22 protein-coding genes are annotated in these 20,493 nt (G+C 61.1%); 13 read left to right on the top strand and 9 right to left on the bottom strand.

Annotation, left to right across the window (positions count from 1 at the left end):
- The first annotated feature begins 25 nt into the window (after positions 1 to 25).
- Positions 26 to 649 (top strand): nuclear transport factor 2 family protein, encoded by a 624-nt coding sequence (locus FHT82_RS22080; RefSeq protein WP_183734818.1) that lies wholly within the window; start codon positions 26 to 28, stop codon positions 647 to 649.
- An 18-nt stretch (positions 650 to 667) separates the two neighbouring features.
- On the opposite strand, the gene FHT82_RS22075 is transcribed toward FHT82_RS22080, so the two are convergent.
- Together FHT82_RS22075 and FHT82_RS22070 are read right to left on the bottom strand one after the other, a co-directional pair.
- On the bottom strand, positions 668 to 1,855 hold the full coding sequence (locus FHT82_RS22075; RefSeq protein WP_183734817.1) for a low temperature requirement protein A: 1,188 nt from the start codon (positions 1,853 to 1,855) through the stop codon (positions 668 to 670).
- A 34-nt stretch (positions 1,856 to 1,889) separates the two neighbouring features.
- Complete coding sequence (locus tag FHT82_RS22070; protein ID WP_183735092.1) at positions 1,890 to 2,264, bottom strand: DUF971 domain-containing protein; 375 nt, start codon at positions 2,262 to 2,264, stop codon at positions 1,890 to 1,892.
- A 136-nt stretch (positions 2,265 to 2,400) separates the two neighbouring features.
- Here FHT82_RS22070 and moaA point away from each other — a divergent pair, with 136 nt between their 5' ends.
- Positions 2,401 to 3,447 (top strand): GTP 3',8-cyclase MoaA, encoded by a 1,047-nt coding sequence (moaA, locus tag FHT82_RS22065; RefSeq protein WP_183734816.1) that lies wholly within the window; start codon positions 2,401 to 2,403, stop codon positions 3,445 to 3,447.
- A gap of 237 nt (positions 3,448 to 3,684) precedes the next feature.
- On the opposite strand, the gene FHT82_RS22060 is transcribed toward moaA, so the two are convergent.
- Both FHT82_RS22060 and FHT82_RS22055 read right to left on the bottom strand, forming a co-directional pair.
- Entirely contained in the window at positions 3,685 to 3,891 is a 207-nt protein-coding gene (locus FHT82_RS22060; RefSeq protein ID WP_183734815.1) for a CsbD family protein, read from the bottom strand.
- Between the two features lie 171 nt (positions 3,892 to 4,062).
- Complete coding sequence (locus tag FHT82_RS22055) at positions 4,063 to 6,618, bottom strand: methyl-accepting chemotaxis protein (protein WP_183735091.1); 2,556 nt, start codon at positions 6,616 to 6,618, stop codon at positions 4,063 to 4,065.
- A 311-nt stretch (positions 6,619 to 6,929) separates the two neighbouring features.
- On the opposite strand from FHT82_RS22055, the gene FHT82_RS22050 reads away from it, so the two are divergent.
- Genes FHT82_RS22050 through FHT82_RS22030 form a run of 5 tightly spaced genes read left to right on the top strand, consistent with a single transcriptional unit; the run spans position 6,930 to position 10,659 of the window.
- Positions 6,930 to 7,838, top strand: coding sequence for a DMT family transporter (locus FHT82_RS22050; RefSeq protein ID WP_183734814.1), 909 nt, complete (start codon positions 6,930 to 6,932; stop codon positions 7,836 to 7,838).
- Positions 7,839 to 7,875: 37 nt separating this feature from the next.
- Positions 7,876 to 8,505, top strand: a complete 630-nt coding sequence (mobA, locus tag FHT82_RS22045) for a molybdenum cofactor guanylyltransferase MobA (protein WP_183734813.1) — start codon at positions 7,876 to 7,878, stop codon at positions 8,503 to 8,505.
- Between the two features lie 14 nt (positions 8,506 to 8,519).
- Complete coding sequence (mobB, locus tag FHT82_RS22040; RefSeq protein ID WP_183734812.1) at positions 8,520 to 9,047, top strand: molybdopterin-guanine dinucleotide biosynthesis protein B; 528 nt, start codon at positions 8,520 to 8,522, stop codon at positions 9,045 to 9,047.
- A 59-nt stretch (positions 9,048 to 9,106) separates the two neighbouring features.
- Positions 9,107 to 9,406, top strand: a complete 300-nt coding sequence (locus tag FHT82_RS22035; protein WP_183734811.1) for a helix-turn-helix transcriptional regulator — start codon at positions 9,107 to 9,109, stop codon at positions 9,404 to 9,406.
- Positions 9,403 to 10,659 carry a type II toxin-antitoxin system HipA family toxin gene (locus tag FHT82_RS22030; protein WP_183734810.1) on the top strand — a complete coding sequence of 419 codons (1,257 nt, stop codon included), beginning with the start codon at positions 9,403 to 9,405 and terminating at the stop codon, positions 10,657 to 10,659. Before FHT82_RS22035 ends, FHT82_RS22030 begins: the two co-directional genes overlap by 4 nt.
- A gap of 89 nt (positions 10,660 to 10,748) precedes the next feature.
- Here the strand turns inward: FHT82_RS22030 and FHT82_RS22025 are convergent, their stop codons facing one another.
- Entirely contained in the window at positions 10,749 to 12,920 is a 2,172-nt protein-coding gene (locus tag FHT82_RS22025) for an OmpA family protein (RefSeq protein ID WP_183734809.1), read from the bottom strand.
- Between the two features lie 338 nt (positions 12,921 to 13,258).
- On the opposite strand from FHT82_RS22025, the gene FHT82_RS22020 reads away from it, so the two are divergent.
- The 6 genes from FHT82_RS22020 to FHT82_RS21995 all read left to right on the top strand — a co-directional run bounded on the left by FHT82_RS22020 (position 13,259) and on the right by FHT82_RS21995 (position 17,827).
- Positions 13,259 to 14,032: a transporter substrate-binding domain-containing protein gene (locus FHT82_RS22020; protein WP_183734808.1), complete on the top strand. Its 774-nt coding sequence runs from the start codon at positions 13,259 to 13,261 to the stop codon at positions 14,030 to 14,032.
- A 113-nt stretch (positions 14,033 to 14,145) separates the two neighbouring features.
- The gene (locus FHT82_RS22015; RefSeq protein WP_183734807.1) at positions 14,146 to 14,952 is read left to right on the top strand and encodes an ABC transporter permease; all 807 of its coding nucleotides are present in this window, start codon (positions 14,146 to 14,148) and stop codon (positions 14,950 to 14,952) included.
- Entirely contained in the window at positions 14,949 to 15,779 is an 831-nt protein-coding gene (locus FHT82_RS22010; RefSeq protein WP_183734806.1) for an ABC transporter permease, read from the top strand. The genes FHT82_RS22015 and FHT82_RS22010 overlap by 4 nt, the downstream gene beginning before the upstream one ends.
- 162 nt (positions 15,780 to 15,941) lie before the next feature.
- Positions 15,942 to 16,208 carry an usg protein gene (locus FHT82_RS22005; RefSeq protein ID WP_183734805.1) on the top strand — a complete coding sequence of 89 codons (267 nt, stop codon included), beginning with the start codon at positions 15,942 to 15,944 and terminating at the stop codon, positions 16,206 to 16,208.
- A gap of 43 nt (positions 16,209 to 16,251) precedes the next feature.
- Positions 16,252 to 17,073, top strand: a complete 822-nt coding sequence (locus tag FHT82_RS22000; protein ID WP_183734804.1) for a class I SAM-dependent methyltransferase — start codon at positions 16,252 to 16,254, stop codon at positions 17,071 to 17,073.
- A gap of 70 nt (positions 17,074 to 17,143) precedes the next feature.
- The gene (locus tag FHT82_RS21995) at positions 17,144 to 17,827 is read left to right on the top strand and encodes a glutathione S-transferase family protein (protein ID WP_183734803.1); all 684 of its coding nucleotides are present in this window, start codon (positions 17,144 to 17,146) and stop codon (positions 17,825 to 17,827) included.
- A 15-nt stretch (positions 17,828 to 17,842) separates the two neighbouring features.
- Here the strand turns inward: FHT82_RS21995 and maiA are convergent, their stop codons facing one another.
- The 4 genes from maiA to FHT82_RS21975 all read right to left on the bottom strand — a co-directional run bounded on the left by maiA (position 17,843) and on the right by FHT82_RS21975 (position 20,467).
- On the bottom strand, positions 17,843 to 18,493 hold the full coding sequence (maiA, locus tag FHT82_RS21990; protein WP_183734802.1) for a maleylacetoacetate isomerase: 651 nt from the start codon (positions 18,491 to 18,493) through the stop codon (positions 17,843 to 17,845).
- A gap of 155 nt (positions 18,494 to 18,648) precedes the next feature.
- Complete coding sequence (locus tag FHT82_RS21985) at positions 18,649 to 18,933, bottom strand: hypothetical protein (protein ID WP_183734801.1); 285 nt, start codon at positions 18,931 to 18,933, stop codon at positions 18,649 to 18,651.
- A 34-nt stretch (positions 18,934 to 18,967) separates the two neighbouring features.
- Positions 18,968 to 19,552 (bottom strand): TetR/AcrR family transcriptional regulator, encoded by a 585-nt coding sequence (locus FHT82_RS21980; RefSeq protein ID WP_183734800.1) that lies wholly within the window; start codon positions 19,550 to 19,552, stop codon positions 18,968 to 18,970.
- Positions 19,553 to 19,648: 96 nt separating this feature from the next.
- Positions 19,649 to 20,467 (bottom strand): ATP-binding cassette domain-containing protein, encoded by an 819-nt coding sequence (locus tag FHT82_RS21975; protein ID WP_183734799.1) that lies wholly within the window; start codon positions 20,465 to 20,467, stop codon positions 19,649 to 19,651.
- Positions 20,468 to 20,493: the final 26 nt, after the last annotated feature.

The following is a 20,493-nucleotide window of genomic DNA, read 5'->3' as shown; positions in this document are numbered from 1 at the left end:
CGGCACGCAACTGAGGTAAAAGGCGATGGCGGAATGGGATGACAAGCTTGCGATCGGCGAGCTTCTTCAAAACTGGGCGATCTGGCGGGACGCCGGCCACTGGGAGCGGTTCAAGACCGTATGGCATGACGACGGCTGGATGATGGCGACCTGGTTCCAGGGGCCAGCTACGGAGTTTATCCGCGTCAGTAAGGAGGGGTGGGACAAAGGGGTGAGCATCCTCCATTTTCTCGGAGGCAGCTCGATCGACATCAGAACGCATCGGGCAGTTGCGCAGACGAAGATGACCATTTCCCAGAGGGCGTCGGTTCACGGTTGCCTTTGCGACGTGGTTTGCACTGGCCGGTTTTATGATTTTCTCGAAATGAGAGACAACCGTTGGGCGATCGTGATCCGGCAGCCGATCTACGAGAAAGACAGGATCGATCCTGTTTCGCCTGCTGAAGTGCCAGAAATCGACCAGGACGTGTTGCAGGGATTTCCGGAGGGATATCGACACCTCGCCTATACCCAGGAGCAGATCGGTTATCGTGTAAAGCGGGACATGCCGTGCCTTAAGGGTCGCGAGGTGGAGGTGCTCTATGAGCGCGGCAAGCGTTGGCTGGAAGGCGGCCTCGTCACGCCACAGGAATTTCTCCCGGCGGTCTGATTCACCACTCAGGCGGCTTCAATGCAGCACTGGCCCAGCCGACCCGCGCGTCAGCGATCTAAACTCCCAGGCCGCAACGATGATCAGCACCAGCGCTGCCAGAATGCCCATCACATAGACTTGCATGAAGGGCGCGAAGAAAGCACAGAGGATCAGGATCACGATGCCGGCGAGATGGGAGAGCGGCAGGCGTCCGCTGGTGGCGCCCTTGAACCAGAGATTACCGATCAGGAAGAGGCCGGAGCCGCCGAGCACGGAGGCAGCGATGGCGAGATTGCCCGTCTCATGCGGATGCTCGAACATGAATTCCACCGCCACCGCATGCACGATGATGCCTGCCAGGATCGGGATATGCGCATAGGTGAAGGCCTGCCGCGCTAAGCTCCCTGGCGTATCCTCATGCTCGATGCGATGCGCCGCCCGCTCATGGCCGAAGCGGAAATAGAGCCACCACATGGCGACCGTGCCGATGAAGCCGATCAGGAAGACCACCCCGGTCATGACCGAGAATTCCATTTCGGAGAAGGTGCGGCCGGACACCAGGATCGCTTCGCCGAGGCAGATGATGATGAAGAGCGCGCAGCGCTCCGCCATATGCGCGCCGGAAACGTCCCATTCCTCCGTCCTGGATTTGCCGAGACCGGGCACCGCAAAGCCGAGTGCCGGCCCGGAATATTCGATCAAGAGCGCGATCACCCAGCAGATCAGCCGCGCCTCATGCTCCAGAAACCCGCCTGATATCCAGAACACGCCGGCAACGGCAAGGTAGGTGGTGATACGCACAAAGTTGATGGTGGCCGAGCGGCCCGCAGCCCGCATCGCATAGGTGGTGAAGAGCGAGCGGCCGACCTGCATCAGCACATAGGCTGAGGCGAAGAGCAGGCCCTTCTCGCCGAAGGCTTCGGGAATGGAGGCCGAGAGCACGAGGCCGAGCAGCATCAGCACGATCAGCATTGATCGCACCGGCATGCGCTCCGGATCGAGCCAGTTCGTTACCCAGGCGGTGAAGATCCACACCCACCAGACGGCAAACATCATCAGCGCTGCTTCGGCAGCCCCAAGCGGGGTGTAATGGGCAAAGAGCGCGTGCGACAATTGCGAGATGGAAAAGACGAAAACGAGATCGAAGAAGAGCTCCAGGAATGTGACCCTGCTGCCGGTATGCCCGTGGGCTCGCAGCCAGCTCTTTTTATGTGTTTCCGTCATGTGCCCCCTCGTCTGCCCCTAAGTTTTATTGCGATCAGCGCGGCTTTTCCGCTACGTCCCGGCTCATTCCCTTGGCCGCAAGCTCTTCCTCATAGGCCGAGAAGAGCTCGAAGCCTCGTTCGCCGAGTTCGCGCAGATAAGTCCATGTATAGATGCCGGTATCGTGCATATCGTCGAAACCGATGCGCACAGCATAATTGCCGGTCGGTATGACGGAGATGATGGTGACATTGCGCTTGCCCGGCACCGTGACCTTCTGCCCCGGCCCATGCCCCTGCACCTCGGCCGAAGGCGACAGCACGCGCAAGAGCTCGGCCGAGAGATGGAAGCTTTGCCCGTCATTGAAGCTTACCACCAGCCTTTGGCGGTCTTTCGAGACCTTGAGTTCGGTCGGCCAGATATCGCTCATCATGATGTCCTTTTCTGATGCGAGGAGTAGGCGCGGATCTTTTTCAGCGCAAGCTCAAATTCGCTTGGCGCCGTGGCCTGTTTCCCTTGACGCCACAATAGCATATGCCCACATTGACGAGAGTATGGAGATTGACGTGAACACCAGAGTCGGAACGATAGGCAATGCCGCGCCGCTTGTTGCTGATGCAGGCCCGATGATCGACCCCTTCGGGCGTGCGGTCACTTATCTGCGTGTCTCCGTCACCGACCGCTGCGATTTCCGTTGCACCTATTGCATGGCGGAAAACATGACCTTCCTGCCGAAGAAGGACCTGTTGACGCTGGAAGAGCTCGACCGGCTCTGTTCCGCCTTCATCGCCAAGGGCGTGCGCAAGATCCGGCTGACCGGCGGCGAGCCGCTGGTGCGCAAGAACATCATGTACCTGGTGCGCCAGCTCGGCCGTCAGATCGGCTCCGGCCTCGACGAACTGACGATCACCACCAACGGCTCTCAACTCGCCCGCCATGCGCAGGAGCTCTACGATTGCGGCGTGCGGCGCATCAACGTCTCGCTCGACACGCTCGATCCGGAAAAATTCCGCAGGATCACCCGCTGGGGCGATTTCGCCAAGGTGATGGAAGGCATCGATGCCGCCCAGAAGGCCGGCCTGAAGATCAAGCTCAATGCCGTGGCACTGAAGGATTTCAACGAGGCGGAAATGCCCGCCATGCTGCGTTTCGCGCATGGCCGCGGCATGGACTTGACCGTCATCGAAACCATGCCGATGGGCGAGATCGAAGAAGACCGCACCGACCAGTACCTGCCGCTCTCCAAGCTGCGTGCCGATCTGGAGCAGCAGTTCACCCTCACCGATATCGACTATCAGACCGGCGGCCCTGCCCGCTATGTGACAGTCGAGGAGACGGGCGGCCGCCTAGGCTTCATTACGCCGCTCACCCATAATTTCTGCGAGAGCTGCAACCGCGTGCGCCTGACCTGCACTGGCACGCTCTATATGTGCCTCGGCCAGAACGACGCCGCCGACCTGCGCGCCGCATTGCGCGCCACCGAAGACGACGGCCTGCTCCATGCGGCCATCGACGAGGCGATCACCCGCAAGCCCAAGGGCCACGATTTCATCATCGACCGCACGCACAACAGGCCCGCCGTGGCCCGGCATATGAGTGTCACGGGTGGGTGAGTGAGGATCCCCGCGAAGCACCCGAAGCCATGCGAAGGGCCGGCAGAGATGCGACGCGACTTTCGTGGCTCTTGGCAAGGCGTTCCCTAATCTCCCCACTCAGTCAGAAACGAGCGAGGGAGCCGCAGCGCACCACCTCGCTCGTTCTGTTCATTGCGCCGGTTCCGCACTCCACCAAAAAAAGCCCCGCAGAAGCGGGGCCAAATCTTTCCGATGTGGAATCAAATGTCGGATGGCTCAGTGCCAGGTCTGGCTGTCGTACCAGGTATCGACATCTCTGCGGATGCGGTCCTTTTCGTAACCGTAGCGCTCTTGCAGCTTGCCTTCGAGCTGTTCGCGGCGGCCGTTGATCTGGTCGAGGTCGTCGTCGGTGAGCCTGCCCCACTGTTCCCTGACCTTGCCCTTCATCTGCTTCCAATTACCTTCAACACGGTTCCAATCCATCACGGTCATCTCCTTCGTTGGACATGATCGGGAAACGACCGGACTGCCTAATGGTTCAAAAGAAAAGCCCGCGATGCGAATGAACTGATCCCCGAAAGTTGGACAACAACTTTCGGGGGTCAGTTCAGCGAACACCACGGGCTCTCTCAATGTCATCCTTTATAAGCCGGCTTACGCAGCCTGGCCTGCCCAGCGGCCCTCAGCACGCCCATAGTCATGCGCCTCGCCCTCGTCGCCGGTGCGGAAGCGGTTGACCTTTTCCGAGAGCATGTCGACGCGCTGGCGCAGGCCCTGGATTTCGGCATTGTTCTCTTCCACCATTGCCGCATTCTGCTGGGTGATGAGTTCGACGTCATGGACCGCCTTGCTGACCTCGTGAAGGCCGGTCGACTGTTCGCCGGTGGCCGCCGAAATCTCGGCGACGAGACGCTGCACGCCGCCGACATGGGCGATGATTTCGGCGAGCGCCTGACCGGTTTCCTCGACGAGTTGCACGCCGCTCTGTACCTGGCCGGCGCTTGCCGAGATCAACTCCTTGATTTCGCGGGCAGCCTTGGCGCAACGCTGTGCCAGTTCGCGCACTTCCTGCGCCACGACCGCGAAGCCGCGGCCCGCCTCGCCGGCGCGTGCTGCTTCCACGCCGGCATTCAATGCCAGCAGGTTCGTTTGGAAGGCGATCTCGTCGATCACGCCGATGATCGTCGCGATCTTCTCGGATGAGCGGTTGATTTCGCCCATCGCATCGACTGCCTTGGCCACGACCTCGCCGGAGCGGCTGGCGAAAACCTGCGTCTGGTCTACGGATTGCGCCGTCTGCTTGGCGCGGTCGGCGGTAGAGCGCACGACGTCGCTCAGGTGCCGCAGCGCCCGCGAGCTTTCTTCAAGCGCCGCCGCCTGCTGTTCAGTACGGCGGGCGAGATCGTCGGCAGACGATGCAAGATTGCCCGTGCCGCCCTTGATCTCGACAGTGGCGCCGCGCACATCGGCCAGCGTCTGGCGCAGTGCCTCGACGGCGTGGTTGTAGGTATCGGCCATGTCGATGAAATCAGTCGCGAGATCGCGGCGCATGCCGACTTCCAGATTGCCTTCCGCGAGCTGCCGCAGCACGTCGGATAGCGCGTTCAGCGCCTGCTTCTGTTCGGCTTCGATGCGAGCGCGTTCGCTGGCGCGGCGGCCGGCTTCCTCGGCAGAGAGTGCGCGTGCGCTTTCGGCTTCCTTTTCCAGGCGGACATTCTCAACGGCCGCATCACGGAAGACCGCGACCGAGCGCACCATATCGCCGATTTCATCGCCGCGGTTGCGACCTTCGATCGCCACTTCGAGATCGCCATCGGCAAGCCGGGTCATGATATCGGAAACGCGCTTCAGCGGGCCGCGCAGCGTCTCGACCAGCATCAACCCGCCGATGATCGCCAGCAGCGTGCCGAGGATCATCGCGAAGACGGAGACATTCGCCGAACGCTCGCTGTCCTCCTTGCCGAGCTCCTGCGCCTGGCTGACGAACTGGCGGAGCGAGGCCATGGCGCCGGAAAGGATTTCCGAAGACTGCTGGCGGGCAGCCTTCCAGTCCGCAGCCGCCTTCAGCATGTCGGCAGATCCTGACGTCAGCGATGCGGCAGCCGGGGCGACCTTGTCCGAAAAAGCTTTCATCACGGCATCGTTGGCGCCGAGCGCGGAGATCTTTTTCGCGGTTTCGGTCAGCGCCTTGAGGTCGGCGAGAACCACGTCACGTGAAGCTGCATCACGGGCGCTCAACATCTGGCTCACATGCACCTGCAACCGGTCGGCGCCGTCGCGCACCTGGTCGACCGAGGTCAAAAGCTCGCGCTGTTCGGCAATGCTCTTGTCGAGGCTGACGAAACGGGCGGATGCCGTGTCGCTGTTCTTGGCCGACTGCAGCGTCATCTGGCCCTCGGTATTGACGAAGCCGGTCAAGAGCGGCGCCATGCCGGAGGCTTTCTCATCCGGCGTGCCGCTGCCCTTCAGGAGCGCATCCAGCTTGCCGGCTGTCTCTGCGACCTGCCCGATCAGCGGCTGGCCGTCCTTGGAGACCATCGCCTTGGCGACGTCGAGCTGTTTCAAGATCTGGGCTATATGCTGCTGGGCGGCCTCGATCTGTTCCTCAGGCGTAAAACCCATCTGGATGTCGACGCGCATCGCGCCCATGATATCGGTCAGCGACTTGAAGGCGGCAGAATTGTAAAGCAGTGCCTTGGCGAAGACTTCCTTGTCGGTGAAATCCTTGCGCACGAGATCGGTCTGGCCGCCGGCTTCGTCAGCCGCAGCCGAGATCGCCTGCACTGTCTTGTTGATGGCGGCAACGCTTGCATCCTCGGTCTGACGCAGTCCCCACAGTGTCTGCTGCTGCTTGCGCATGGCGGCGGCAAGGCCGCTGACTTCGATGAGCTGGCTGTGCTGGTCGTCGGTCTTCAACAAACCGTTCAGCCGCACGACACCGCTTTCCTGCGCATCGATCGCCTTGCCGAGATCGACCTTGCTCGCATCCGTGGGGTCGGAGACGAATTCCTGCAGCGCCGCCTGGAGGTTCTCGAAATCGGAAATGTTTTCGATCGTCGCACGCGTCACCGTCATATGGCCGTTCAGGATATTGGCCGTGTGGTAGCCGAGGATGCCGACACCGGCGATTAGCACCACGAGCGGGATGACGAACAGCAGGACCTTGGTGACGATACGACGGCTTTGCAGAAGTCGGTCGATGAAGTGCATGGGGAGCGGCGCCTTGAAACTAATGGTACCGTCCACTCCGCAATCATTCCGGATGGTTCGGCGGCATCCTCCATCATGGAGAGTGGCCGCATCTTTCGCTGAATCGGTTGATACAACCTTAATCCGCAACCGAAAGATTTGGGAATTATCCTTATATTTCTAATATTTGCCGCACCTGCACAAGGATTTGCTTCCTTAACAGCAAGTTGTACCGCATCGCAGCATCGAATTATCTGGGGTGTGACATTCCTTCGATTCCCATGCCGGCCTTTCCCTTCTAAAAGAGCCTGCAAGGTAAGGGAATCTCCAGCATGCCGCGATCACGCAATACCGAAGGCGCCATCTATATGAGTATGGCGATGGCGGGCTTTTCCGCAAGCGACGCACTCTCCAAATCCGTCATAGCCTATATGAATGCCGGCGAGATCATGTTCCTGCGGGGCCTCTTCACCAGCATCCTGGTCTATCTGATCGCCTGGAAGTTCGGTGCGCTGCGGCCTTGGCGCGTCATGCTCAAACCCGTCATCGCGCTGCGCATCACCTGCGAGATCATCGCTGCCGTCACTTACATCACCGCGCTCGGCATGATGCCGATCGCCAATGCCTCGGCGATCCTGCAGTCGCTGCCGCTGGTCGTCACCTTTGGCGCGGCGCTGTTCTTCCATGAGCCGGTCGGCTGGCGGCGCTGGATGGCGATCCTCGTCGGCCTCGTCGGCGTCATGATCATCATCCGCCCCGGCCCGGAAGGTTTTACCGCCGCCGCGCTGCTCTGCGTCGCCAGCGTCGCCGTCACGGCCGGCCGCGATCTTGCCACCCGCAGCATCAGCAAGGATATCCCCTCGCTGATGATCACGACGGTGACGGCGATCTCGGTTGCGATCTTCGGCGCGCTGATGATCCCCTTCCTCGGCGGATGGGAGCCGGTCGGTGTCACCTCGCTCTCGCATCTGCTGCTCGCCTCCGTGCTCGTGCTCGTCGGTTACCAATCGGTTATCGTCGCCATGCGCACAGGCGAAATCTCCTTCGTGGCGCCCTTTCGCTATACGAGCCTGATCTTCTCCTCCCTGCTCGGCTTCTTCTTCTTCGCCGAAGTGCCCGATTTCTGGACGCTGGTGGGTGCCGCCATCGTCATCGCGTCGGGCCTCTATACGTTCTATCGTGAAGCCAAGCGCCACGTGCCGCCGGTCGCCCAGGAATCGGCGCCCCGTTCACCCGTGTAAGGGCTCGCCCGGCTGAGACAGTGTCTGAGGTATCGCCATGACTGATTTCGTGCTCGACCAATCGACCATTCCGGGCGTCGTGCTGGCCGGCGGGCGCTCCTCGCGCATGGGCCGCGACAAGGCGGGCGTGACGCTGGGCGGCCGCAGCCTGCTCGACCACATGCTGTCTCGCCTTTCGCCGCAGGTCACGCAGATCGCCATCAATGCCGATGACGCTGCCGGCCACGCCCTGCCGGTCGTCTCCGACCGTATAGCCGGCAAGGCGGGACCGATGGCCGGCATCCATGCGGCGATGGTCTATGGCGCCGGCCTGCCCGCCACCCATGTCGTCACCGTCTCGGTCGATTGCCCCTTTTTCCCGGCCGATCTCGTCAGCCGGCTTGCGAACGCGATCGACCATCCGGATCGCATCGCCATCGCCGCCTCGCAAGGCCGCAGCCATCCGGTCTTCGGGCTCTGGCCGACCGCATTGGCGGCCGATCTCGAAATGTGGGTGAAGACCGACGAGAAGCGCCGCGTCCGTGACTTCCTCCTGCGTCATGACGTTAGGGAAGTGCCCTTCCCGCTGCATCCCACCCGCGCCAGCGTTCTCGATCCTTTCTTTAACATCAACACATCAGATGATCTAATGGAGGCCGAACGCTGGCTGGAGGCCCTTAGGGCATGAAGGAAGATGGTGGGATGACACAGAAAATCTTCGGCATCGCCGGCTGGAAGAATTCCGGCAAGACCGGACTTGCGGTCCGCCTCGTCGAGGAATTCACGCGGCGTGGTTACCGCATTTCCACCGTCAAGCACGCCCACCACGATTTCGATATCGACAAGGTCGGCGCAGACAGCTACCGCCACCGCCAGGCCGGCGCCCACGAGGTGACGATTGTCTCCGGCACCCGCTACGCCATTATGCACGAGCTGCGCGGGGAGCCGGAACCGAGCTTCGAGGAAATATTGGCGCGGCTGGCGCCTTGCGATCTCGTGCTGATCGAGGGCTACAAGCGCGAGCCGATCCCGAAGATCGAGGCACGGCGTCTGGAGGCGGCCAGGCGCGATCCGCTGGCGCCGGAGGATCCGCATATCGTGGCGATTGCGGCGGATCATGCGGTGGAGGATGCCGCCGGGCTCGCGGTGTTCGATCTCGATGATACCGTGGGGTTGGCGGATTTCATCGTGCGGACGGTTGGGCTTGATGCTCCGGCGCAGGCTGATTGAAATCTAACTGAATGCGATTATAATAGCAATTACCTGCCATTATGGAGATAAGTGCTATTATGATGGCATTTAGCATGACATCTCCTGCCGATGTCATCAAAGACCTGTCGCAAAGAGCGAAGCGTCGACGTATCGACGCCGGCATCACCCAGAGGGAACTTGCCGCAAGGGCGGGTGTGTCCTACGGATCCCTGAGACTGTTCGAGGAGACGGGAAAGATCTCGCTGGAGGCGCTGGCGAAAATTGCCTTTGTCCTGGAAGCGGAAGCGGAGTTCGAGCAGTTGTTTCCGCCGCGCCCGCCGAAAACGATCGAAGACGTCATTGACCGCCCTGCGCGGCAGAGGGTGCGCCGGAAATGAAGTTCCAGCCGGTGCAGAAAATGAGCGTTATCCTCGATATCGAGGGAAGCTCCAGAAATCTGGGAACCCTTGCATGGAGCGGCAGCGAGCGCAGAGCCTATTTTGAATACGCGGCCGACTTTCTCGCAGCACCTTTGCCGGTATCCCCCTTCAATCTGAAGACAAATCCGGGCCTGAACGCCGCGCCGCGCGATCCGTTCGATGGCCTCCACGGTTTGTTCAACGACAGCCTGCCGGACGGATGGGGCAAGCTGCTGCTCGATCGCCGGCTTCAGAGGGCTGGCATCGACTATCGCCTCCTCACCCCGCTGGATCGCCTCTCGGCAATCGGGAAGACGGGAATGGGTGCACTGGCCTATATTCCCGAACTGCCTGACGATAACAGGAAACTCACCGATAACATCGATCTGGATTGGTTTGTCGAGCAGATCGAGCTCGTCCAGGCCGAGATGGATATTGCCGACATCGACACGCTGCAAGGCGCACAGGGCGGCTCCGCGGGCGCGCGTCCAAAAATCATGATCGGCTTCAACGAGGCCAAGAATAGCTTCATCCTGGACTACGGGCAGGACATGAAGTCCGGCTTCGACCGATGGATGGTGAAGGCACGCGGTGCCGGCGACCCGGCCGACATTGGCGCCGAAGAGAAGGCGTATGCTTTAATGGCCGGTTCGGCAGGGCTGGAGATGGCCGAGACGCGAATATTCGACACGAAGAAGGGCAGCCGTCTCTTCGCCACGAAGCGCTTCGACCGGACGCCCGCCGGCCGACTGCACATGCATACTGCGAGCGGCGTCCTGAATGCCAGTCATCGCGAGGCGTCCCTGAATTACGGGCAGCTCCACAGGTTGACGCTGATGATGACGCGCGACAGTTCCGAAGTTCTCAGAATGTTTCGGCGCATGGTCTTCAACGTCTATGCCCGCAATCGGGACGATCACGCGAAGAACCACGCATTCCTCATGGGCGGAAACGGTCGATGGACCCTCTCCCCGGCTTATGACCTCACTTTCTCTTCCGGCCCGGGAGGGGAGCACAGCGCCGATATTGCGGGAGAAGGAAGAGAGCCGGCTATGCAGCACCTGCTGACCGTCTCCAGAGAAGCCTCGATTCCCGATCTGGAGGCGAAGAATGTGATCGAACAGGTTCGAATGTCGATCAGCCATTGGCCACAATTTGCCGAGCAGGCGGGTCTACCCAGATCCCGGACAATCGCGCTCGATCGCATCCTGAACAATAGGAAACCTGCTTAGCCGAAGGGATAATTCGGCAGAAGGCTCGTCACAGAATATAAAGGGCGAGGCCTCGCGACCCCGCCCTCCTCAATCATACCGGCAAAAAACTACCTCTGCGCCACCGGCCGCACCAGCGGTGTCACACGCCTGATAGTCACACGCCGGTTTTCCTGATTCGGTCCCAAGGTATTCACCTTCAGATACCGCTCGCCATAGCCCTGCGTCGCAAGGTTCTCCGGCGGAATGCCGTAGACATCCGTCAGCACATTGGCGACCGACTCCGCGCGCTGGTCGGACAGGATCAGGTTGCTCTGGTCCGAACCCACCGCATCGGTATGGCCTTCGATCAGGAAGGTCTCGCTCTTGTTCTTGTCGAGCACTTCGTTGATCGCATCGGCAACCTTGCGCAGCGTGCGGGCCTGGCTCATCGGGATTTCCGCGCTGCCCGTTGCGAAGGTTACCGTGTCGAGGTCGATGCGGCGTACCTTGTCGCGGATACGGGCGGAATATTTCACCTCGTTCAGCGAATAGACGCGCTCGACGGGTTCGACCGGCGGCTCGCTCAGGAACTCGTAATAGTCTCGGTCCGGATCGGTGCTGGTGTCGATGATATAGTCGTCCAGCGGCACGCGCAGGCGCATCGGCGGCAGGTCGGCGCCCGGATCCTCGAAGTAGTCGCGATCCGGATCCTCATAGAGTTCCGGTGAATAATAGAGCACGTCCTCCCGGCCGCGGGCATCGACACGCGAGCGCTGGATGATGTCGCCATAGCGGTTGCGGATCGTCACGATGCGATAGCCTTCGGGCCGCATGATCGTTTCGCGGTAGCGGTCGCCGGAAAGCTCCTCATAGCTCGGCCGTTCGCCGTCACGCAGGAAGCGGCGGTCGTCGTCGCTGCGAACGACGGTGCGGTCGCCGAACTGGATGATGATGCGGCTGTCATCCGTGCGCTCGCCGTAGTTTGCACCCTCCGGCCGGTCGAACTGCGGGCGGCGGTCCATGCGGCGGCCTTGTTCCCGGGTGATGGCTTCCATCTGCACCGGCGCACTCTGTCGCGTAGCGCTGAGCGACTGGGCCTCGGCATCCGAGGTCGGCAGCTTGAAATCCTGGCTGTCGGCGCGCTGGCGGTCGCGATCGCGACGACCCTGGCGGCCCTGGCTGCGATCGGCATCCTTGTCGCTATCGAGAACGGCGGCACCGTTCTCGACCGGCAGGACGATGGTTTCGGTGCTCTTGGCCGGATCCTGGGCGATTTCCTTGCGGCGCTCCAGCTCCTGCGGCGTGACCTTTTCAGGTGCGGGGATCGCCTGTTCGGTCTGTTGCGGTGCCCCGGCCGCCGGCTGTTCGCCGGGCTGCGGCGCGATGGCGGCAGGCTGTTCAGGCTGCTGGCCGGGTACGGGCTGGGCGGTCTGGCTATTGGCTGGCTGCTCGCCCGCGGCAGGTTTTTCGGCGGTCGCCGGCGTTTCCGTTGCTGCGGGTTTTTCGGCTGTCGCAGGCTTCTCCACCGGCGCGGGCTGTTCAGCCGCTGCGGGTTTCTTGATCGGCGCAGGTGCCTCGCCTGATGGTGCCGCCTGCTCGGCCGCAGCAGGCTTCTTGTCACCCTGCTGCGGCTCTGCAGGCCGTTCCGTAGTCTGCTCTGCCGGCTGTTCGGCGGCTTTGGGTTTCGGGCGCTGGCGCGGCTTTTCGGCAGGCTGCTGAGCCTCGCCGGCCGCCGGGGCCTGTTCGGCTGGCTGCTGGACATCCGGTGCGGCCTGCTCGCTGCTCGGCTTGTTGCGGTCGCGCTGGCGCTTGGGCTGCTCGGCCGGCTGTTCCGGCTGTGCCTGTCGCTGGCGGCGTGGACGCTGCGGTTCCTCGGCGGCTGGCGCCTGCTGTTCGGGAGCTGCCTGTTCAGGCTGGGCCTCGCGCTGGCGGCGCGGACGGGCGGGTTCTTCAGCGGCCGGCGCCTGGGCTTCCGGCGCGGCCTGAGGTTCGGGCTCGCGCTGACGCTTCGGCTTTTGTTCCGGTTCCGGAGCGCGCTCGGCCGGTGCTTCGCTCTGCCTGGGCTTTTCGGCCGGTTCCTGCTGTCGTTGCTGCTCCTCTTCCAGCTTCTTCTTCTTTTTGAGAAGCTCCTCTTCCGAAGGCGCATCCTGCGCCATCTCGTAGCTTCCTTCGACAACGGGGTGAACTGCGCCTTGCGCCCCACCGCTCACTGCGGCGTAAGCGCCCACCGGCGGCACCGCAAAGGCAAGGGAAAGCAGCGGAAAGGCTGCGCTGGCAAACAGTCTGGATTTCATGCCCATCAGGGATTTCCTCGTCCTTGTTTTGATTTCGACCGGGGCTGACTGCCCGGCAATCACGGCTTTTTGTGCACCGGGCAAAGCCCAACTTGCTAAAATGCCGATTTGTTCCGAAGGCTAGGAAGAGCGCGATTAACCTTCCCTGAACATCACAGTCGGGTGGCATTCATATCGGCTCTCAGCCCGGCCATCGGTTGCACCGCACAATTGCGGCGGGATTCCTGTTGCAATTTTGTGAAAAAAGGTTTGATTATCGCCGCAAGACGGTGGTGGCACCGTCGGAGTGTGCGGCCGCCGGCGAACAACAAAAAGACCCGGCGCCACCAACAGAGAGGATCCTCATGCGCATTTCCACCAAGCTCCTTGCTGCAGCATCGCTCGCAGCAATGTCTCTCTTCGCCGGCGCGGCTCTCGCCGACGGTGAAAAATACGTGATCGGCACGGACTCGACCTACCCGCCATTCGAATTCGTCGACGCCAGTGGCACCATTCAGGGCTTCGACATCGATATCGCCAAGGCACTCTGCGCCGAAATGAAGGCCGAATGCTCCTTCGTCTCGACCGATTGGGACGGCATCATCCCGGCTCTCAACGCCAAGAAGTTCGATATGATCGTCTCGTCCATGTCGATCACCCCCGAGCGCCTCAAGCTCGTCGACTTCTCCAACAAGTATTACAACACCCCGCCGGCAATCGCCGTGCCGAAGGATTCGACGATCACTGACGTCGCCGGCCTCAAGGGCAAGGTGATCGGCGCGCAGACCTCCACGACGCACGCCAACTATGCCGAGAAGCACCTCGCCGACACCGAGCTGAAGCTCTACCCGACGGCTGACGAATACAAGCTCGACGTTGCCGCCGGCCGTGTCGATGCCGTCATCGACGATGTCGTCGTTCTCTCCGAATGGGTCAAGTCCGACGCCGGCACCTGCTGCAAGATCCTGACGACCCTGCCGGTCGACAAGGAAATCAACGGCGAAGGCGCTGGTATCGCCATCCGCAAGGGCGATCCGCTGAAGGAAAAGCTCAACACTGCGATCGCTGCAATCCGCGCCAGCGGCGAGTACAAGAAGATCCAGGAAAAGTACTTCGATTTCGACGTTTACGGCGAATGATAAATTCGCTATCTGCCCGATGAAGGAAATGGCGGAAGGCTTGCTCTTCCGCCATTTTTGTTTGACAAAGGTGGCAAGATCAAAACGGCAAAAGCCGTGAGGGGACTTCTGGCATGGGCGGATTGTTTTCCGCGCTCGGCTCCTTCTGGAGCTTGCTTGTGCATATTTTCGATCCGCTGTGCGGACCCGTCGGCATCTTCACCTGGCTGGCGCCATCGACGATCCTTGCCTGTGGCGATACCGGCTGGGGCGATGAGATCGCGCTCGGCCTGCAGGTCACCGTTTCCGTGGCTGTCGTCACCCTGCCGATCGGCCTGATCATCGGCTTCCTCGTGGCGCTCGGCCAGCAATCGGAAGAAAAGTCGCTTCGGCTTGCGGCCGGCGTCTACACGACGATCTTCCGCGGTCTGCCCGAACTTCTGACGCTCTTCATCATCTATTACGGCATGCAGATCCTCATCCAGTATCTGCTGGATCTCGCCGGCTATGAGGGGCCGCCGGTCGAAATCAACGCCTTCTTCGCCGGCGTGATCGCGCTGTCGGTCGTCTTTTCCGCCTATTGCTCGGAAGTGCTGCTGTCGGCCTTCCGCGCCATTCCCAAGGGTCAATACGAGGCAGGAGATGCGCTCGGCCTGCATCGCGGCCGCACGCTGCGCCTCATCGTTCTGCCCCAGCTCGTGCGCATTGCCCTACCGGGCCTCACGAACCTCTGGATGGTGCTGCTGAAGGACACGTCCTACGTCTCGATCATCAGCCTTGCCGATATTCTCCGCCAGACGAGTGTCGCCGTGCGCGTGACCAAGGAACCCTTCTTCTTCTATGGCATCGCCTGCTGTCTCTATCTGGTACTCGCCATCCTCTCCTCCTTCCTGCTCGTCTATATCGACCGCTGGGCCAAGCGCTCGGAGGTCCGCCGATGAGCTACGCTGAAACATTGATTCCGCCGCAGCCGGCACCTCGCGCGGTGGCAAAGCCGATGACGGCCACCCGTCTCGGCGGCTATATCCTTGTCGCGTTCTGGGCGCTGCTCGCGGCGCTGCTGATCTTCACCGTCATCAATGGCTGGGATCCGGAGAAGTTCACCCGCTACGGGCCGCGTTATCTGCACGGCCTTTGGGTGACGCTGAGCATCGTCGCCCTCTCCGTCTTCTTCGGCGCCGTTCTGTCGCTGCCGCTCGCCATGGCCCGCCTGTCGAACAACCGGGTACTGAACTGGCTGGCCTATTGCTACATCTATTTCTTCCGCGGCACGCCGCTGCTCGCCCAGCTCTTCCTCGTCTATTACGGCCTCGGCGCGTTCCGGCCGCAGCTGGAAACGATCGGTGTCTGGTGGTTCTTCCGCGATGCCTGGTTTTGCGGCGTCTTCGCCATGACCATCAATACCGCAGCCTATCAGGCGGAAATCCTGCGTGGCGCAATCGAGAGCGTGCCGCATGGCCAGCGAGAGGCGGCCGCCGCCCTCGGCATCCACAAGGCCATCGCCTTCCGCAAGATCATCCTGCCGCAGGCCCTCATTGTGGCACTGCGCCCCTATGGCAACGAGATCATCCTGCTGATCAAGGGTTCGGCGGTCGTCGCCATCATCACCGTGCTCGACCTGATGGGCGAGACGCGCTACGCCTTCTCACGCACGTTCGATTACCAGACCTATCTGTGGGCGGCGATCTTCTATCTCGCCATCGTGGAGGCACTGCGCCATCTCTGGAACTGGATCGAGCGCCGCCTGACGCGCCACCTGAGGCGCTGAAGAAATTTGGCAGCACTCTCCCGTTACTGCTGCCAAGTCATTGAAATCAAAAATAAATAGCTCTCTCGCCCTGTATCTGTCAAGCTTCGGTTAACCACCGCATGATTTCATTTCATGTGGCGCTAATAAGCGCTGAGTGGGAACAAGAAGAAGCGAGACAAAATGCACAAGGACATGGAAAAACAGCTTGAGGGCTATGGACTGACGACGGCCCAGATCCTCTATCGCATGCCGGATCACCCGGCCTTTCTCCAGACCTATATCTGGCAGGACTACGACCTCGCTCCGGACTTTCCGGAGATGCGCGGGTTTTTGAAGTTTTGGCAGGAGAAGTTGGACGGGCCGTTGCATTCGGTGCGCTATATCCACCGCAGGCTCATTTCGGCAACGGAGTGGCGCTCTCTTAAGGGCGAATTCATATTGCACTGAAATTGCAGTTGCGATGGTAAGCTGCGGGCTCTAAAACGCCCGCATGAACAAAAAGAAGATCGACGAAGAGGCTCTCGCGGAAGCCTATAACCGCGCTCTTGCGCTTGAAAAGGCCGGTGATATCGATGCTGCCGTGGACGCCTATCAGGAGGTCCTGGCCATCGATCCCGACGATCATGGCGGCGCGGCCGTCCGTATTGCCTCGATGGGCCGCGGTGAGACGCCGGTTCGCGCACCGGATGCCTATGTCGAAACCCTCTTCGACCAGCATGCCGAAGTCTTCGAGGACGTGCTGGTGGAACAGCTCGGCTATCACGTGCCGATGCTCGTGCGCCAGCGCCTGCAGGATTTGAAACTCGGCCCTTTCAAGCGCATGCTCGATCTCGGCTGCGGCACGGGCCTCACCGGCACTGCGCTGAACGATCTCTGCGAGGAGATGATCGGCATCGATATCTCCGAAAACATGGTCATCATCGCCGACGAAAAGGAAGTCTATGAGACGCTCTTCGTCGCCGAGGTCGAGGATTTCCTCGACGACAATGACGAGGACCCCTTCGACCTCATCACCGCCACCGACGTGCTGCCCTATCTCGGCGCGCTCGAACCGCTCTTCTTCGGCGCTGCCGAGAATATGAACAGCGGCGGCATCTTCATCTTCTCCTCGGAAACCCTGCCCGAAAGGCTGGCGGACGGCCGCCCCTATATGGTTGGCCCGCACCAGCGCTTCATCCACACCGAGACCTATATCCGCGAGCGATTGGCCGCCACAGGCTTCGAGCTCCTCGAGATCATGGAGATCAACGTGCGCATGCAGGAGGGACAGCCGAGCCCCGGCCATCTGGTGACGGCGCGCTATACGGGCTGAACGCGCCATCTGGCATTTTGCGGGCGCCTTGCTAATTTCCTGACCTGATCTCTTCAGGAAAGGTCAACGCATGGCGCTCGTTCTCTACCAGCATCCGCTTGCCTCCTTCTGCCACAAGGTGCTGATCGCGCTTTACGAAAACGCGACGCCCTTCGAAAACCGCTTCGTCGATCTCGCCGACGAACAGTCAAGCGCCGATCTCCTGCGCTTCTGGCCCGTCGGCAAGATCCCGATCCTGCGCGACGAGACGCGCGACAGCACGGTTCCCGAAACCAGCGTCATCATCGAATATCTGGACCGGCATTATCCCGGCCCTGTGTCCCTCGTGCCGGAGGAAACCAATGCCGGCCTGCAGGTGCGCCTCTGGGATCGTTTCTTCGATCTCTATGTGCAGGTGCCGATGCAGAAGATCGTCATAGACCGGCTGCGCCCGGAAGGCTCCGCCGATCCGCATGGTGTCAACGAAGCGCGCGGAATGCTGTCGCTTGCCTATGACATGGTGGAAAAGCAGATCGACGGCAAAGCCTGGATCACCGGCGACGCCTTCACCATGGCCGATTGCGCCGCCGCTCCCGCCCTCTTCTATGCGCGCACGCTCGTGCCCCTCACAGAGAAACGACCGGGGCTGGAAGCCTATTACCGCCGTCTGCTGGAACGCCCCTCCTTCGCCCGCGTACTGAAAGAGGCGCTGCCTTATTTCAAATTCTATCCCTACAAGGAAGATCTGCCGGATGAGTTTCGGCCCCAGGAATAGCGGGCGCCCGCCTTGCTAGTGAGCAGTCGAGTAGCCGGGCTGCCTGGACGGATGCGCCTGCGCAAACTCGCGCATGTCGAAGCAGCGCTTCCCAAGCGCGGCCACGGCCGGAAAGGCCGAGAGGTCAATCTTGTTGAACTCGGCCAGGACGATCTGGCCGGCGATGCAGATATCGGCAATGCCGGGGGTCTCGCCCAGCGCAAAGGGTGTGGGCGGGCGCCGGGTGAGCAGGCGCTCGTAGGTCGCAAGTCCCTCCGTCGTCCAATGCCGGCACCATGCCTCTATCGCGGATGCATCGGCGCCGAAGGCCTGGCCGAGATGTTTGCGCACACGCGGCACGATCAGCGGATGGGCATCGGCGACGGCAACCAGCGCCAGCGACCGGGCATAGGCTTTCTCTCTTGCTTCAACGGGCATCAGCCTTGGCTCGGGATGGATGTCGTCCAGATATTCCATGATCGCCAGCGATTGGAAGACCCGGTGATCGTCTTGAACCAGCGTTGGCACGACACGCTCGGCATTTACTTCCGCATAGGCAGCATCGAACTGATGCCCGGAGAGAATGTCGATCTCGATTTCCTCGAAAGGCAATTTTTTCAAGGCAAGCGCGACGCGGACGCGAAACGCCGCGTTGGAGCGCCAGAAGCCGTAGAGTTGAATGGTCATGGGAGTGATCCGCTTTCCATTGAATGCCAAGTCTCGCGACGACGCGAACCTGCCCTGTCTAGCAGATGATCTGCCATCGCGTCTCGCTTCGCGCCATTGCAGCGACGCAATGTCACTTTGCAGGCTTTCCAGTGCGCGACGAAATCTCCTGCGCGCTAAGCCTTCAGAAAGGACAGCCGCTCGTCGACGCGGCCAGGGGCAATCTCCAGGATGTCGGCGCTGACGACGCCTTCAGCAACGAACGGATCGTCCTTCACCCGTATTTCCAGATCCTCACGCGCAATACCGTGAACGAGAATGGCGCCACCGGCATTGGGCTGAAGACTGCCGACCAGCTGGAAAACGCCATCATCGAAACCGCGCTTGATCCAGGCATTGTGCCCTTCCATATGCTGCGGCGCCTTGCTCTTGTCGGCGAATTTCAGTGTGACGATAAACATTCGATATCCCTCAGTTCACTTGATGATGAAAAGATCAGGCGGCGCGTGTGCCACCGGCAATTTCCGCGTCCAGCCAGGCGCTCATGTCTTCCACCTCACGGCGGATAAAACCCTCATCGCGGAAGGCTGTGGCAAGCGAAGCGACACCCTGGCTCCGCATCAGCACATGCATGGAAAGCGCATCGGCATCTGCACCCCTGCCGAGCGCTGCAAACTGGCGCCTCAGCCAATCGCGAAACAGTGTAAAAAGCTCGGCGGCATCGGCCTTGGCCACGTGATCGAGCTTCGCAAGCTCATTGCAAAGCGTGCCCACGGGGCAGCCATAGGCCATGATCTTGGTGCGGTTAACGATGAGGATATTGAAGAAGCTGCGGATACGGTCGACAGGCGCATCGTCTTCGGCTTCCCACGCGTCAAGCATGGCCCGCGTATTCGCCATCCTGAGCGCGATCACCGCATCAAGAATCTCGTCCTTGGTTTTGAAATGATAGTAGAAATTACCCCGCGACAGGCCGACGGCCCCGGCAATATGGGCAAATGACGTCGCCTCGAATCCGCGCTCGTAAAAGAGCTGATCAGCAGCCTGCACGATCTGCCTGCGTGTACCCTCGGCGGTCATCAACAGTCTCATTTCTAGGGCAATTGTCCTAAAACATTTCTAGGACAATCGACCTACGGAAATCAAGTGATTTGTTGAGGAGGAACAAACGGCGGCTCAATGCCCACCATCGCTGCCGAGGATGGCCGACAGCAACCTGCCTTCCAGTTCCGCCAGCGCCGGATTGCCGTGGCGGCGTGGGTGCGGATAGGGAATGGCGAGATCGAGCGCGATGCGTCCCTCCTCCAGCACGATCACCCGGTCGGCGAGATGCACGGCCTCGCTGACATCATGGGTGACAAGAACAGTGGTGCAGCCGAGTTCGCGCCAGACGCGGTTCAGCAATTGCTGCATGCTGATGCGCGTCAGAGCATCCAGCGCGCCGAGCGGTTCATCGAGTGCCAGAATGCCTGGCTTGCTGACGAGCGCGCGGGCAAGCGCCACGCGCTGGCGCTGGCCGCCGGAAAGACGCGCCGGCCAATCGCCGGCCTTTTCGGCAAGCTGCACTTCATAGAGAACGGCTTTCGCTTCCTCGCGCGCCCGCTTCTTCTCGACACCTTCGCCGAGACCGACGACGACGTTGTCGACGACGCTGACCCAAGGCAGCAGCCGCGGCTCCTGGAAGACGATGCGGGCATTCGGCTGTATCTCGGCGCCGTCGGCGCCTTCGAAATGCAGTTCGCCTGATGTCGGCTCGTCGAGGCCCATCAGGATGCGCAGCAGCGTGCTCTTGCCGCAGCCGCTCTTACCGATGACGGCAACGAACTGGCCGGCCGGAATATGCAGATTGATACCGCGCAGCACCCGGTTGGCGCCAAAGCTCTTTTCGAGGCCGGAAAGGGTAATTGCGGCGGCACCTGCGCCCGCAACAACAGCGGGCTCACTGAATTCCACCGCTTCGGAAGGATGGAAACGCTCATGCGCAATGACGGTCATGATTTGTCTCTCTATTTTCGCGCAAT

It is taken from the genome of Rhizobium sp. BK275 (assembly GCF_014193555.1).
In the GTDB taxonomy this organism is placed as follows: Bacteria; Pseudomonadota; Alphaproteobacteria; order Rhizobiales; family Rhizobiaceae; genus Rhizobium.
This window is presented reverse-complemented; position numbering and strand designations above follow the sequence as displayed.

What these genes read in the sequence shown, in the direction of transcription:
- FHT82_RS22080 (WP_183734818.1), top strand. Translation starts at nt 26, where the DNA reads ATGGCGGAATGGGATGACAAGCTTGCGATCGGCGAGCTTCTTCAAAAC.
- FHT82_RS22075 (WP_183734817.1), bottom strand. Translation starts at nt 1,855, where the DNA reads ATGACGGAAACACATAAAAAGAGCTGGCTGCGAGCCCACGGGCATACC.
- FHT82_RS22070 (WP_183735092.1), bottom strand. Translation starts at nt 2,264, where the DNA reads ATGAGCGATATCTGGCCGACCGAACTCAAGGTCTCGAAAGACCGCCAA.
- FHT82_RS22060 (WP_183734815.1), bottom strand. Translation starts at nt 3,891, where the DNA reads ATGGATTGGAACCGTGTTGAAGGTAATTGGAAGCAGATGAAGGGCAAG.
- FHT82_RS22055 (WP_183735091.1), bottom strand. Translation starts at nt 6,618, where the DNA reads ATGCACTTCATCGACCGACTTCTGCAAAGCCGTCGTATCGTCACCAAG.
- FHT82_RS22050 (WP_183734814.1), top strand. Translation starts at nt 6,930, where the DNA reads ATGCCGCGATCACGCAATACCGAAGGCGCCATCTATATGAGTATGGCG.
- mobA (WP_183734813.1), top strand. Translation starts at nt 7,876, where the DNA reads ATGACTGATTTCGTGCTCGACCAATCGACCATTCCGGGCGTCGTGCTG.
- mobB (WP_183734812.1), top strand. Translation starts at nt 8,520, where the DNA reads ATGACACAGAAAATCTTCGGCATCGCCGGCTGGAAGAATTCCGGCAAG.
- FHT82_RS22035 (WP_183734811.1), top strand. Translation starts at nt 9,107, where the DNA reads ATGATGGCATTTAGCATGACATCTCCTGCCGATGTCATCAAAGACCTG.
- FHT82_RS22030 (WP_183734810.1), top strand. Translation starts at nt 9,403, where the DNA reads ATGAAGTTCCAGCCGGTGCAGAAAATGAGCGTTATCCTCGATATCGAG.
- FHT82_RS22025 (WP_183734809.1), bottom strand. Translation starts at nt 12,920, where the DNA reads ATGGGCATGAAATCCAGACTGTTTGCCAGCGCAGCCTTTCCGCTGCTT.
- FHT82_RS22020 (WP_183734808.1), top strand. Translation starts at nt 13,259, where the DNA reads ATGCGCATTTCCACCAAGCTCCTTGCTGCAGCATCGCTCGCAGCAATG.
- FHT82_RS22015 (WP_183734807.1), top strand. Translation starts at nt 14,146, where the DNA reads ATGGGCGGATTGTTTTCCGCGCTCGGCTCCTTCTGGAGCTTGCTTGTG.
- FHT82_RS22010 (WP_183734806.1), top strand. Translation starts at nt 14,949, where the DNA reads ATGAGCTACGCTGAAACATTGATTCCGCCGCAGCCGGCACCTCGCGCG.
- FHT82_RS22005 (WP_183734805.1), top strand. Translation starts at nt 15,942, where the DNA reads ATGCACAAGGACATGGAAAAACAGCTTGAGGGCTATGGACTGACGACG.
- FHT82_RS22000 (WP_183734804.1), top strand. Translation starts at nt 16,252, where the DNA reads ATGAACAAAAAGAAGATCGACGAAGAGGCTCTCGCGGAAGCCTATAAC.
- FHT82_RS21995 (WP_183734803.1), top strand. Translation starts at nt 17,144, where the DNA reads ATGGCGCTCGTTCTCTACCAGCATCCGCTTGCCTCCTTCTGCCACAAG.
- maiA (WP_183734802.1), bottom strand. Translation starts at nt 18,493, where the DNA reads ATGACCATTCAACTCTACGGCTTCTGGCGCTCCAACGCGGCGTTTCGC.
- FHT82_RS21985 (WP_183734801.1), bottom strand. Translation starts at nt 18,933, where the DNA reads ATGTTTATCGTCACACTGAAATTCGCCGACAAGAGCAAGGCGCCGCAG.
- FHT82_RS21980 (WP_183734800.1), bottom strand. Translation starts at nt 19,552, where the DNA reads ATGACCGCCGAGGGTACACGCAGGCAGATCGTGCAGGCTGCTGATCAG.
- FHT82_RS21975 (WP_183734799.1), bottom strand. Translation starts at nt 20,467, where the DNA reads ATGACCGTCATTGCGCATGAGCGTTTCCATCCTTCCGAAGCGGTGGAA.